A 12077-nucleotide genomic window follows, 5' to 3' on the forward strand; every position below is an offset into this window, starting at 1 on the left:
GTCAATATACTCTTGCCTTTTAGACAAAACATACGATAAGTATAAAATGACAACGAGCTTGGCATACTCAGCCGGCTGCATGTTTGCCCCGCCAAGCTGCAGCCAACTTTGCGCATTGTTACTCGTATGTCCCATTACAAACACAAGCAAAAGCAGTACAAAAATGCCTAGAATCGCATAAGGCAGTATTTTAGGATACAGCTTGTAAGGTGTTAGCATTGTTAAAATGAACAATACAAGCGTAAAAGCAAGCCACATTTTTTGTCTGTTGTAAAAGAAATCGCTTGACGTATGATATCTTGTAATACTTACAATCATACTTGAACTGTAAACCATAACTAGTCCAACCGCACAAAGAAGCAGCACTGGAATTACAATTGAATAGTCAAAATGCCTAAATATTTTTTTTACCATAACCCTCTTCCTTTAAAAATGACGTGTTTCTGTTTCGTTTCATTTTTTATGTACAAATTTGAGTAAATTAGGAAATTTCAACCACCTGTAATAAAAAACTCAAACTACGTTTGTATATAGTTTGAGTTTCGATCGCGTGATTTTTATTTTTTTGTAAACGCTTCATGCAGTGCAGAAAGTTCACGCTCGAGGCGGTCTAGCAATGTTTTTCCAACACGTTCATCAATTAAACCAAGACGAACTGCAAAATCAATTTCTCTTGATAAACCAAACATTTGTGTATCTAAAACCTCTTCATAAAGAGGACATTGTGGCATTGTTAAGTTATCCATTTGAACTTGAATTWATTGCAAAATCTTATCTGCATCAGCTTTTAACAACGCATACGCTTTTTCACGATGATCTATCATTGTCTCAGGCGTCAAACTCAATCCCTCCGTTCGCGAGCGATTACCTAATCTATCTCTCAATTTTAAAGGCTATGCTCCAAAAAAGCAAGGATAAACATGTCCGTGAGGCTGGCCGTCTTTTTTATACTGTTACTTTCTCAAAACCGTTACCATAGATGTAGGAAATTTCGCACTTTCGTTGACMTTTACATTATATCATACGAGAATCACTCTCAACTAAATTTTTTCATCAAAGTGACAAATAAGTAGAAAGCGCTTATACTTTTAGCAAGGGGGCATTTATGATGAATTCAATTATTATGTTAAAAGGAAAAGTAAAATATACGCTGACACTCGACCCAAGCGTGTGGATTTTCGATGACCGCAAGCTCGATATGGAGGTTTTCTTTGAACATCCACCGGAGCAAAAAGACGAAACAGAAGCGTACACAAAGGCTGTTTCGAAGCATTGGGACCGTGAAATTCAAGAGGGAGCCGTCTTTCCTCCTACGTTAAAAACTGAAAAGAAATTCAAAAAACAGGAGATAGTAAATGGAACATTCGGCATTTTATTTGCACCTTTTCTAGCTAACGCTTCACCTACTGAAGAAGCTACCAACGTTTCATTTAAAACAAAAGACGCACTGATTTCTTTTTCATTAGAAGAAGCACAAAAACTAATCTTTGGTTTCAGCCAAGATGGAAATCCTCTTAGAGAAGATGGGCCTATCTATGTCTATTTACCTGACGGATCCAACCGAAATAACCCTATTAAATATGTGGAAGAAATCATCGTTACATAACAAAAAAAGCGGGGTTCCAAAAGGAACCCCGCTTCTTTTAAAGAATATCAGCTGCTAATTGTGCTAGCCCGGAGCGCTCTCCTTTGATTAACCGGACGTGGCCCGATACTTTTTGCTCTTTAAACTTTTCAACTACGTACGTTAATCCGTTGTTATACTCATCTAAATAAGGATGATCAATTTGAGCCGGATCTCCCATAAGGACAATTTTACTCTTTTCCCCTACCCTTGTTAAAATTGTTTTAATTTCATGCTTCGTTAAATTTTGCGCTTCATCAATAATAATGAACTGCTCCGGAATGCTTCGGCCTCTTATATACGTCAAGGCTTCCACTTCTATTGAACTGAGCCCCGCTAGAATCGCATCCAGTTCTCCAGGTTTTTTAGTGTTGAATAAGTACTCTAGGTTATCATAAATTGGTTGCATCCATGGACGAAGCTTCTCCTGCTTTTCTCCTGGCAAGAATCCAATATCTTTCCCTAAAGGAACAATTGGACGAGCTACAAGTAGCTTTTTAAAACATCCTAGATCTTCCGTCTGCATAAGTCCTGAAGCTAAAGCAAGCAGCGTTTTACCCGTACCTGCCTTTCCAATTAACGTGACCAGTTGAACGTCGTCTCTAAGAAGAAGTTCTAAAGCCATAATTTGCTGAACATTTCGAGGTTTGATTCCCCAGATATGATCATATTCAAATAAAAGCTTTTTTACTTTCGTTGTTGTTTGATCGACAATGCCGATGGCTGATCCGGATCCCCCAAATGCATCTTTCATCACTAAGAATTGATTTGCAAAAAAGGAGTGGTTCGCAATTTGAGACGTTAGCAGCTCTCCTTTTTCGTAAAATTGACTCAGCAGTTCTTTTGCAATATAGACTTCCGAAAAGCCAGTATAAATACTATTGAATTCCACTACTCGATCACTTAAAAAATCTTCTGCTCTTAAGCCGATTGCGTCAGCCTTCACACGTACCAACACATCTTTACTCACTAGTATCACTTCACGTCCATCTTCTTTTGTTTCCTCTTCAAGAGATAGATTTTTAGCAACAGCTAAAATTCGATTATCATTTGTTTTTTCCACAAAGATTTCTTGAAGTTGTTGAAAAGAGCGATGATTGAGTTCAATTCGCAAATGGCCCCCATTTTCTAAAGGGATTTTCTCATATAACTTTCCATGTTGTCTCAAGTTATCAATGAGTTTGGATACCTGCCTTGCATTTCGTCCGACTTCATCCATATTTCTTTTTTTCGAATCAACTTCTTCTAGCACAACGGCCGGAATCACTACTTCGTTATCATCAAATGAAAAAATTGAATGCGGATCTTGTAATAAAACATTCGTATCTAATACATAAATTTTTCCCAATAATTCAGCCTCCTACTCCGATTGTTTTTCCTGTAAGGAGTGAAACAAGGCACCCATCCATTTATATACTATGTAACGCACATGTGTGAAGTGACCTTAAATGGACGGACCATTTTCTTTAAATATATGAACACGTGTATAAAGATAGAAGAACTATTAGAAACTAAATACAAATTACTACAAAAAATGAGTCATTCATAAGGAGGAGTCTCCCACATGAACAAATTTTTTCTATCCATTAGCTTATGTTTTATTACACTAACCGGCTGCAACAATAACCAAGCAGACGTTGAAGAAGGGCAAAAAACAGATCGAATTGTACAGGTCAAAAATTCATCTCCTGAACGCTCTCACAAGCGTACTGCTAATGAAATATCAGCTCATTTAGTTGAACTGGCTTCAAGCGTTCCGAATGTAAATGATGCTACTGCCATTGTGCTCGGTAAGTATGCAATCGTAGGCATTGACGTCGGCAAAGATATTGATCGTTCAGAAGTAAGTTCAATCAAATATACAGTTGCCGAAGGTCTGAAAGCTGATCCGTACGGTGCTAATTCTGTTGTTATTGCAGATCCTGATACGGTCGCTCGGCTAAAACAAATTGGAAATGAAATTCGCAAAGGTCGGCCGGTTACAGGATTTTTAGATGAATTAGCAGCCATTGTAAACCGAGTGATGCCCGAATTTGCAGAAGAAATTCGCCGAAATCCTAGCTCAACAGATACAAACAATCAAAAATTAAATAATAAACAAGAGCAAAATTTAAAGAATGAGCAGGAAAAACAATCTAATAATCACCTTCAAAAAAATGAATAAGAAAGTCGCTTAGCGGCAGGCTGCTGCTAAGCTTTTTTTATCGCTTCAATTACTTGCTTATCGAGTTTAGCAGCTGCTACTGGATCATAGGTCTTTTCATATGAAGGGTTTACTGAAATCTTAGAACCATAGAACATGACATCTCTTACTTCATTAATATCTAGTTCAATTAGCGTCAGCTTTAAAGCTACTCCTTCTAATTTTTCTTGCACTACCTCAGCTATTCCGCTGATTGAGTAACATGATTCATTAGCAAGAATATTTACCACTGTTTTATTCGTATGTTTAATGTTTTCTACAATCCTCGATTTGACATCTACGGCAAATCGAATTTTTTGTTTAGTCGGAGCTACTAACCACGAAATGGCACTAACATTTGGACCGTTTGTTTCAAAATCAATAGTTGAAATGGTTGCAAATCTCTCTGTCTGTAGCTCATCGTATAATGCATCTACTAGTTGAGTCTCGACTTCGTTGGCCATTTTCATCCCTCCTACTGTTTATGTACTTACTAGTTACTATTTTCGAGCTAACAAGCAAAATTACCTGCTTCTTTAGGAATGTTTTCTTATCGTTCCTTTTCTACTGAGAGATAGCACCGCAAAAAAACTTTATAAAACAAGAATTTTCGGCTAGAATGATGTATAGAGAAGTTGAGGTGATAGAAATGAGAGTACAATGTGTCATGTGCGATAAAATTGAAACAATTGAGGATGAAACGCTCGTGGCAAAACGACTGCGCAACCGTCCTATCCATACATATATGTGCAATGAATGTTCTGAACGGATTGAAAAACGAACAAAAGAACGCATAGCTACTGGAAACTTTAAACTATATGAATCGAAAAAGACAGAGGAGGATTGGTAAGGTGCTCCGATTAGGAATAAGTATTGGCATGTTAAGCGGGATTATCCTTGGGTTATGTTTAAAATGGATAGAATGGCTAACCGGCAAACAAGTTTATACCCTTTTATTAAATGTTGATTTTATTCCTATCATTGGCCCTATTCAATGGCCTGAATGGGTAGAGTTTGTTTTTCATTTATTCATTGCCGCTGCAATTGGGATCGTTTTTGTTTACATAGTAGGTAAATTAAATAATATGTCTATTCGAAAAATCGTATTGTGTTCTTTTTTATTAACACTTCCAACCATTCCTTTGTATTTTCCATTGACGCTGCTTGCGCTCAAGCCTACGCCTGCGGTGGAGGATGCAGTAGCGATTTTTTATTGGACAGCTGGCCATTTAATTTTCGCAGCCGCTCTTGCCTTCGGCTATACCATACTAAAAAGACGCTTGTAGCTACAAGCGTCTTTTTATGTAGTCTTTTATGAACCCAACGTGGAGTTTTGCTTCTTAGCCTGATACAGCCGTATTTTATAAATAATTAATACAAGCGCTGCAACCACAAGCCCTTCAGCTACAGGTAAAAAAATGCCTAAAAACGTTAAGATCGTACATCCAAAAGCTAAAAATAGATAAATAACCATAGATTTTAAAAGCGGTAGCTTCTTTGCAAACCCGAGTTTGTACACGAGAACAGATAGCCCTAAAATGGTAAAGTATAACAGCCACATTCCTATTTTTGCATGTTCATCTACTTGATACAGAGCTGCAAAAAATGAAAGGTGTTCTTTTACATCCATATTTCTTCCCCCTATTCCTTACTTTACATTATTCGATATAAGCCACCTTTTTCCTTTCCAAATCCCTCTTTTATAAAACGCTTTCAAAAAATAGAAAATTCTGATATAATAGATAAAAAACAAGCCGCTAGCAGATAGAGCTAACGACTTACTTTTTTTATTATTTCGTGTCAGCGTATTTTTTCTTTTTCGCTGCTTTTTCACGTTCATTTTTATCAAGAACTTTTTTACGTAGACGAATAGATTCTGGTGTGATTTCACAATATTCATCTTCGTTTAAATATTCAAGTGATTGCTCTAGAGACATAATACGAGGTTTTTTCATACCTGTTGTTTGATCTTTATTCGCAGAACGCATATTTGTCATTTGCTTCATTTTACAGATGTTAACAACGATATCATTTTCACGAGTGTGTTCTCCTACGATCATACCTTCGTATACTTCTGTACCTGGCTCAACGAAAATTGTACCGCGGTCTTCTACGCCTTGGATTCCATAAGTAGATGATTTACCGCTTTCCATAGAAACAAGCACACCTTGACGGCGACCTCCAACTTGACCTTGCTGCATTGGTTGGTAGCTATCAAAYGAATGGTTAATGATACCGAATCCACGAGTTAACGATAAGAACTCAGTTGTATAACCGATTAAACCACGTGCAGGAACCATAAAGATCAGACGAACTTGACCGCTGCCGTTGTTAATCATATCAACCATTTCACCTTTACGAGCACCCATTGATTCCATAATAGAACCCGTATGTTCTTCAGGTACGTCGATTTGCACACGTTCAACTGGCTCACAGCGAACGCCATCAATTTCACGAACGATTACTTCAGGTTTTGATACCTGAATCTCATATCCTTCACGACGCATATTTTCAATTAAAATAGATAAATGAAGTTCTCCACGTCCTGAAACAACCCATACATCCGGTGAATCAGTATTTTCCACGCGTAAACTTACATCCGTCTCAAGTTCAGACATTAAGCGCTCTTCAATTTTACGAGATGTAACAAATTTACCTTCACGACCAGCAAACGGTGAATTGTTTACTAAGAACGTCATTTGTAAAGTAGGTTCATCAATACGTAAAATTGGCAGTGCATCTTGGTGGTCAAACGGACATACGGTTTCACCTACGTTGATGTCTTCCATTCCTGATACAGCGATCAGGTCTCCTGCTTTTGCTTCTTCGATTTCAACACGCTTTAAGCCTAGGAAACCGAATAATTTTGTTACACGGAATTGTTTTACCGTACCGTCAAGCTTCATTAATGCAACTTGCTGGCCTACTTTCATTGTTCCGCGGAATACGCGACCTACACCGATACGACCAAGATAGTCATTGTAGTCAAGCATTGCCACTTGGAATTGAAGTGGTTCGTCGCTGTTGTCTACCGGTGCTGGAATGTGCTCGATGATTGAGTCAAATAGAGATGACATGTTCTCATCTTGCTTTTCAGGATTCGTGCTAGCCGTTCCGTTGATTGCTGAAGCATAAACAACAGGGAACTCAATTTGTTCCTCGCTTGCACCTAGTTCAATAAATAAGTCAATTACTTCATCCACTACTTCAGTTGGACGAGCAAAGTCACGGTCAATTTTGTTAACAACAACAATCGGCGTTAAGTTTTGCTCTAATGCTTTTTTCAATACAAAGCGAGTTTGAGGCATACACCCTTCATATGCGTCTACTACAAGTAGAACACCGTCTACCATTTTCATAATACGCTCAACTTCTCCACCGAAGTCAGCATGTCCCGGCGTATCCATAATGTTGATACGCGTATCTTTATAATTAATAGCTGTGTTTTTCGCTAAAATTGTAATTCCACGCTCACGCTCAAGGTCATTTGAATCCATCGCACGTTCTTCAACATGCTCATTAGTACGGAATGTTCCGGACTGATGTAATAATTTATCTACTAACGTTGTTTTCCCATGGTCTACATGGGCAATAATGGCAATATTACGTAAATCTTTACGAATGTTCACGCATTTCACTCCTATGCTTGTAATAACTAAGCTATTATATCACACTAACTCTAGAATTGCAGAATGATTTTGTTGTACACTATAAATATCCGTTATAAATGGGAGGAATCAACATGAGAAACATTAAGTGGGTATTTGTTTTATATGCATTTATCGCAACTGCGGCAATTATGTCAATCGGCATATTTATCGGAGAAGGAAGCGCTCTCGGGGTCATTTTAGCTATCGCAGCTTTAATTGTTGTAATGGGCCTTGGCTTTACGACTAAGAAAAAAATGCGAGAAAAAGGGCAGCTGTAATTTTTTTGCGATGATTGAAAGCGTCATGGCCATTTGCAACATCAAAATGGTTCATGACGTTTTTTCATCACAAAATTCTTTGACTACACGTAAGTCTTCACTTCTATTTTATTTATTCCACTTTCCTTCAAGGTACGTACGAAAGATTTCGTCATGTAATGTTGGTTTGCTTACAAATACACTGCTTTTTTCAAGAATTTCTAACGGCTTTCCTTCTAAATCCGTCATAACTCCTCCAACTTCTTCAATCAATACTTTACCGGCAGCAAAGTCCCATGGAGCCAAACGTAGAGTAATGTATCCATCCAAGCGTCCAGCCGCTACGTAAGCAAGCTCAATAGCTGCGGATCCATATGAACGGGTCCCTCTTACTTTACGCACAAGCGGACTTAATACGGAAGGATCAATACGGCGGTTCTCAGTTACCCATGTTGCATTTAGGCTAATAATAGCTTGTTCAACTGGTACAGGTTCAAGTTTCGGCAATTGGATGTCATTCATAAACGCGCCCTGTCCTTTTAAAGCATGATACAGCTCATTATGAATAACATCATAAATATAGCCTGCTTGTCCTACACCATTTTCAAATATACCGATAGAAATAGCAAAATTCCGCTGCTGATGAACAAAGTTCATCGTCCCGTCGATTGGATCGATAATCCAAATCGTTCCTTCTTCTGATTCAAGCTCTTCTCCATATCCTTCTTCTCCGAGAATATGATGTTCCGGAAAGGTTTCATTGATTTTTGAGATAAAAAACTGTTCGATTTCTTTATCCATATTTGTTACTAAATCATTTGGATTCGATTTCGTTTGAATGAGAAGTTCTTTACTAAACGACTGTTGAATTTTTTGTCCAGCTTCTTTTAGCCACTCTTTAACGTATGTATCGATTTCTTTCCAGCGTTGCGTCATCTCAATTCCCCCTCAAAAATACGTCTCTTATTTAAGCTTAAAAAAACCTCTGCAAGATGTCAATTAACAGAGCACGTGGGAGAAGAACTGCCGCTTCTTCTCCCACGTGCTCTGTTACCACTTATGAATCTGCTCATTCAGTTTAATCCTTTTTTACAGTTTACCCTTATTTGTTCTATTTTATTCCCGTATCTGCTACTGAAGAGATATCATTTCTTCACGAAGTTTCTCGAGCTTTCGCTTACATTTTTGTTTTTGTTCCTCATTATTCTCCATCATGGCTTCATATAACGTCGCTAACTCGTAATCTAACTCCAAACGAATTACACCTAATCTTTTTTGTCCATCATTCTTCTTATACATATTCACCACTTGTTTCATGTTTCAAACACCCCTCTCAAATTATTGAACCCGCTTATAGAAAACTAAATTTTCAGATATTTTGATTGATATAGTCTATGTCGAAACCTAATCTCATGTAACTAAATTGTGTGATTACCTATAAAAAAATGATAGACACGTTTTGACAAGCATATGCGAATTAATTGGTGTTTATGCTTTTCATGTGGTAGAATCTTCGCGTAAATCATACTTACTTGCATAGATGCACAGCAGCTATACATATTCACTAAAAAACGGAGGTTTCACATGGCATTCTCAGGATTTTCACAAGATGACTTTAACGTATTCCGTATCGAGGGACTTGATGCACGTATGGAAGCCATCAAGACAACGATACGCCCAAAATTCGAACAATTGAGCAATCATTTTGCTCCTACTCTTTCTTCACTGTGTGGAGATGAAATGTTCGTACACATTGCCAAACATGCACGAAGAACAGTTAACCCGCCAGCAGATACGTGGGTAGCCTTTGCTAACAGTAAACGCGGATATAAAAAGCTCCCTCATTTTCAAATTGGCCTTTGGGAAACACATGTCTTTGTGTGGTTCGCCGTCATTTACGAATCACCTATTAAAGAACAATTTGGAAAGCTGCTAAAACAAAACATTGAGGAGATTCGTCAAAATATCCCAGCCTCGTTTGTTTGGTCAAAAGATCATACAAAACCTGATAGTGACAAAATGGGCGACTTATCTTCTGAAGACTTAGAGAGTTTGTTTGAACGTCTAGAGACGGTTAAAAAAGCTGAGATCCTATGCGGTATTACAATTCCAAAAGAAGAAGCGATTGCAATGAACGGCGAAGAATGGATAGCTCGTATTGAACAAACATTTCATACGGTAACTCCATTATATGAACTAACTAAAAAAGCATATGCATAATTTTAACGAATTGATATAAAAAAAATGGAGCCAAGCTTGGCTCCATTTTTTACATTTTTATGATGTCTCCAGAAGAAGCAGCCTTTGCTTTTTGAATCGTTCGATAAGAAGAGTATTTGCTTTGATCTTCAAAATCGTTACAGATTGTTTTTTCTTCTGCTTTACTTGGCACAATTTCTTTAAATCGGCGATAGACTGCCATTAGGTGATCACGCTCAATACCTTTTTCATAAGCTCGTTCAATGCTTTCAAAAAACTTCACTACATCAATAATTTCTTCTGTACTCCAATCAAGGGAGATAGGGTATTGATATTCCACTTCTCATCACTCCATTTATTTCTTCAATCTATGTATATCTATATTCTTAACTCTATCACAATCTATAATGTACACAAAATTTATTCTCTTTTCACACAAAAGAATTTCTCCTTTTTTTTCTTTTTATTTTCTCTTTAAAATATCTTTGCAAATGGGTTAATAAGTGCTATAATTCTTTTGTTTTATGGGGATTTTCAAAACATAAAGAACTATAAAATCATGAGTAATAAGCAGTTTACAATTACTTGTATTTTTTAACTAAAAATTGTATTTATATTATCAAACAGTAGTAAACATACACGTTTCATTCATTTATATAATGGTTAAAATCAAGAAAACTGCCGAATAGCATTTCTGTTGAATTTCTTTTATAGAAAAAAGATGTGATATTTTAATATGTAGAATTCAACAGCCACTAGTTTTTGGTATATAAAATTGAATGCTGTAATTTGATAAAAAAACAATCAAAGTCCCTCTAAGCTTTGCTTAGAGGGACTGACAATTTATGATAAAAGAGGTGTATAGCAAAGTTGTCTTCTCAATTTTCAACTCCATTATTTACTGGATTGGTTAATCACGCTAAGAAAAACCCAACACAATTCCATATCCCTGGACATAAAAAAGGAAATGGAATGGATCCTGAATTCCGCTCATTTATTGGCGATGATGCTTTATCCATTGATTTAATTAATATCGGTCCTCTTGATGACCTTCACCAGCCAAAAGGCATTATCAAACAAGCGCAGGATTTAGCTGCAGAAGCATTCGGTGCTGACCATACTTTTTTCTCTGTTCAAGGAACGAGCGGAGCAATTATGGCAATGGTCATGGCGACATGTGGGCCTGGAGATAAAATTATCGTTCCTAGAAACGTGCATAAATCTGTTATGAGTGCGATTGTTTTTTCAGGAGCTACGCCTATTTTTATTCACCCTGAAATTGACGAAAATCTTGGCATTTCTCACGGTATTACATCGGACTCTGTAGAAAAAGCCTTAAAGCAGCACCCTGAAGCAAAAGCAGTGCTTGTTATCAATCCAACTTATTTTGGAATTTCCGGAGACCTTCGTAAAATCGTAGAAATTGCCCACTCGTATCAAGTTCCTGTACTTGTTGATGAAGCTCACGGCGTTCATATTCACTTCCATGATGATTTGCCTTTGTCTGCTATGCAGGCCGGCGCAGATATGGCAGCAACAAGCGTGCATAAATTAGGCGGCTCTATGACGCAAAGTTCAATTCTAAACATACGCGAAGGCTTAATTTCTCCAAAACGTGTACAGTCTATTTTAAGCATGCTGACAACAACATCAACATCTTATCTGCTGCTGGCTTCTTTAGATGTTGCACGAAAACGATTAGCTACAGAAGGAAAAGAGCTGGCTGAACGTGCAATTTCTCTTGCTGAAAAAGCACGAAGAGAAATTAATACCATTGAGCATATCCGATGTATAGGCAGAGAAATTTTAGGGACAAAAGCTACGTATGATTTAGACCCTACTAAATTAATTATTTCTGTTTCAGATTTAGGGATTACGGGCTATGACGTAGAAAAATGGATGCGTGAAGCTCATAATATCGAAGTTGAAATGTCTGACCTTTATAATATTCTATGTATTATCACGCCTGGAGATACAGAAGAAGACCTTTCACGTCTGATCATGGCTCTGCGTGAGTTATCTGCAAAATTCCATAATCTTTCTGAGACAACGGCAAAACCGGCTATTTTATTGCCTGATATTCCTGTATTGGCTTTAACACCTCGCGATGCTTTTTACGCTGAAACCGAAGTGGTACCTTTTCATGAATCGGCAGGCCGTATTAT

The 12077-nt window shown here is 37.4% G+C and carries 16 protein-coding genes; 7 read left to right on the forward strand and 9 right to left on the reverse strand.

What is annotated here, in order from left to right:
* Both AC1DRF_RS09630 and AC1DRF_RS09635 read right to left on the reverse strand, forming a co-directional pair.
* On the reverse strand, nt 1–414 hold a 414-nt coding region (locus tag AC1DRF_RS09630; RefSeq protein WP_477740656.1), incomplete at its 3' end, for an FtsW/RodA/SpoVE family cell cycle protein.
* A gap of 143 nt (nt 415–557) precedes the next feature.
* The gene (locus tag AC1DRF_RS09635) at nt 558–824 is read right to left on the reverse strand and encodes an Fpa/YlaN family protein (protein ID WP_477740658.1); all 267 of its coding nucleotides are present in this window, start codon (nt 822–824) and stop codon (nt 558–560) included.
* 281 nt (nt 825–1105) lie between these two features.
* On the opposite strand from AC1DRF_RS09635, the gene AC1DRF_RS09640 reads away from it, so the two are divergent.
* Nucleotides 1106–1606: a peptidyl-prolyl cis-trans isomerase gene (locus tag AC1DRF_RS09640; protein WP_427075456.1), complete on the forward strand. Its 501-nt coding sequence runs from the start codon at nt 1106–1108 to the stop codon at nt 1604–1606.
* A gap of 37 nt (nt 1607–1643) precedes the next feature.
* On the opposite strand, the gene AC1DRF_RS09645 is transcribed toward AC1DRF_RS09640, so the two are convergent.
* Nucleotides 1644–2972: a PhoH family protein gene (locus AC1DRF_RS09645; protein WP_013056072.1), complete on the reverse strand. Its 1329-nt coding sequence runs from the start codon at nt 2970–2972 to the stop codon at nt 1644–1646.
* Between the two features lie 216 nt (nt 2973–3188).
* Here AC1DRF_RS09645 and AC1DRF_RS09650 point away from each other — a divergent pair, with 216 nt between their 5' ends.
* Nucleotides 3189–3788 (forward strand): YhcN/YlaJ family sporulation lipoprotein, encoded by a 600-nt coding sequence (locus AC1DRF_RS09650; RefSeq protein ID WP_013056071.1) that lies wholly within the window; start codon nt 3189–3191, stop codon nt 3786–3788.
* A 26-nt stretch (nt 3789–3814) separates the two neighbouring features.
* Here the strand turns inward: AC1DRF_RS09650 and AC1DRF_RS09655 are convergent, their stop codons facing one another.
* Nucleotides 3815–4270 carry a pyridoxamine 5'-phosphate oxidase family protein gene (locus AC1DRF_RS09655; RefSeq protein WP_427075457.1) on the reverse strand — a complete coding sequence of 152 codons (456 nt, stop codon included), beginning with the start codon at nt 4268–4270 and terminating at the stop codon, nt 3815–3817.
* Nucleotides 4271–4455: 185 nt separating this feature from the next.
* Between AC1DRF_RS09655 and AC1DRF_RS09660 the strand changes: the two genes are divergently transcribed.
* Together AC1DRF_RS09660 and AC1DRF_RS09665 are read left to right on the forward strand one after the other, a co-directional pair.
* Complete coding sequence (locus tag AC1DRF_RS09660; protein WP_013056069.1) at nt 4456–4656, forward strand: YlaI family protein; 201 nt, start codon at nt 4456–4458, stop codon at nt 4654–4656.
* Nucleotide 4657: 1 nt separating this feature from the next.
* Nucleotides 4658–5092, forward strand: coding sequence for a hypothetical protein (locus AC1DRF_RS09665; RefSeq protein ID WP_427075458.1), 435 nt, complete (start codon nt 4658–4660; stop codon nt 5090–5092).
* 26 nt (nt 5093–5118) lie between these two features.
* Here AC1DRF_RS09665 and AC1DRF_RS09670 read toward each other — a convergent pair whose 3' ends face one another.
* Nucleotides 5119–5436 (reverse strand): YlaH-like family protein, encoded by a 318-nt coding sequence (locus tag AC1DRF_RS09670; RefSeq protein WP_043979535.1) that lies wholly within the window; start codon nt 5434–5436, stop codon nt 5119–5121.
* A gap of 160 nt (nt 5437–5596) precedes the next feature.
* Complete coding sequence (typA, locus tag AC1DRF_RS09675; RefSeq protein ID WP_028407947.1) at nt 5597–7435, reverse strand: translational GTPase TypA; 1839 nt, start codon at nt 7433–7435, stop codon at nt 5597–5599.
* A gap of 113 nt (nt 7436–7548) precedes the next feature.
* Between typA and AC1DRF_RS09680 the strand changes: the two genes are divergently transcribed.
* Nucleotides 7549–7734 carry a YlaF family protein gene (locus AC1DRF_RS09680; RefSeq protein ID WP_016763441.1) on the forward strand — a complete coding sequence of 62 codons (186 nt, stop codon included), beginning with the start codon at nt 7549–7551 and terminating at the stop codon, nt 7732–7734.
* A gap of 108 nt (nt 7735–7842) precedes the next feature.
* On the opposite strand, the gene AC1DRF_RS09685 is transcribed toward AC1DRF_RS09680, so the two are convergent.
* Together AC1DRF_RS09685 and AC1DRF_RS09690 are read right to left on the reverse strand one after the other, a co-directional pair.
* Nucleotides 7843–8649, reverse strand: a complete 807-nt coding sequence (locus AC1DRF_RS09685) for an inositol monophosphatase family protein (protein ID WP_016763440.1) — start codon at nt 8647–8649, stop codon at nt 7843–7845.
* 195 nt (nt 8650–8844) lie between these two features.
* Nucleotides 8845–9030 carry a hypothetical protein gene (locus AC1DRF_RS09690; RefSeq protein WP_013056063.1) on the reverse strand — a complete coding sequence of 62 codons (186 nt, stop codon included), beginning with the start codon at nt 9028–9030 and terminating at the stop codon, nt 8845–8847.
* Nucleotides 9031–9297: 267 nt separating this feature from the next.
* Here AC1DRF_RS09690 and AC1DRF_RS09695 point away from each other — a divergent pair, with 267 nt between their 5' ends.
* Nucleotides 9298–9933 carry a YktB family protein gene (locus AC1DRF_RS09695; RefSeq protein WP_013056062.1) on the forward strand — a complete coding sequence of 212 codons (636 nt, stop codon included), beginning with the start codon at nt 9298–9300 and terminating at the stop codon, nt 9931–9933.
* A gap of 49 nt (nt 9934–9982) precedes the next feature.
* Here the strand turns inward: AC1DRF_RS09695 and AC1DRF_RS09700 are convergent, their stop codons facing one another.
* Nucleotides 9983–10252, reverse strand: a complete 270-nt coding sequence (locus AC1DRF_RS09700) for a UPF0223 family protein (RefSeq protein ID WP_013056061.1) — start codon at nt 10250–10252, stop codon at nt 9983–9985.
* 530 nt (nt 10253–10782) lie between these two features.
* On the opposite strand from AC1DRF_RS09700, the gene AC1DRF_RS09705 reads away from it, so the two are divergent.
* On the forward strand, nt 10783–12077 hold a 1295-nt coding region (locus tag AC1DRF_RS09705), incomplete at its 3' end, for an aminotransferase class I/II-fold pyridoxal phosphate-dependent enzyme (RefSeq protein WP_477740657.1).

The organism is Priestia sp. P5_B4, from assembly GCF_056400385.1.

Bases quoted from the DNA above. Each gene is read 5' to 3' on its own strand.
- AC1DRF_RS09655 (WP_427075457.1), bottom strand. From the start codon at position 4,270: ATGGCCAACGAAGTCGAGACTCAACTAGTAGATGCATTATACGATGAG.
- AC1DRF_RS09695 (WP_013056062.1), top strand. From the start codon at position 9,298: ATGGCATTCTCAGGATTTTCACAAGATGACTTTAACGTATTCCGTATC.
- AC1DRF_RS09660 (WP_013056069.1), top strand. From the start codon at position 4,456: ATGAGAGTACAATGTGTCATGTGCGATAAAATTGAAACAATTGAGGAT.
- AC1DRF_RS09650 (WP_013056071.1), top strand. From the start codon at position 3,189: ATGAACAAATTTTTTCTATCCATTAGCTTATGTTTTATTACACTAACC.
- AC1DRF_RS09670 (WP_043979535.1), bottom strand. From the start codon at position 5,436: ATGGATGTAAAAGAACACCTTTCATTTTTTGCAGCTCTGTATCAAGTA.
- AC1DRF_RS09680 (WP_016763441.1), top strand. From the start codon at position 7,549: ATGAGAAACATTAAGTGGGTATTTGTTTTATATGCATTTATCGCAACT.
- AC1DRF_RS09640 (WP_427075456.1), top strand. From the start codon at position 1,106: ATGATGAATTCAATTATTATGTTAAAAGGAAAAGTAAAATATACGCTG.
- AC1DRF_RS09690 (WP_013056063.1), bottom strand. From the start codon at position 9,030: ATGAAACAAGTGGTGAATATGTATAAGAAGAATGATGGACAAAAAAGA.
- AC1DRF_RS09685 (WP_016763440.1), bottom strand. From the start codon at position 8,649: ATGACGCAACGCTGGAAAGAAATCGATACATACGTTAAAGAGTGGCTA.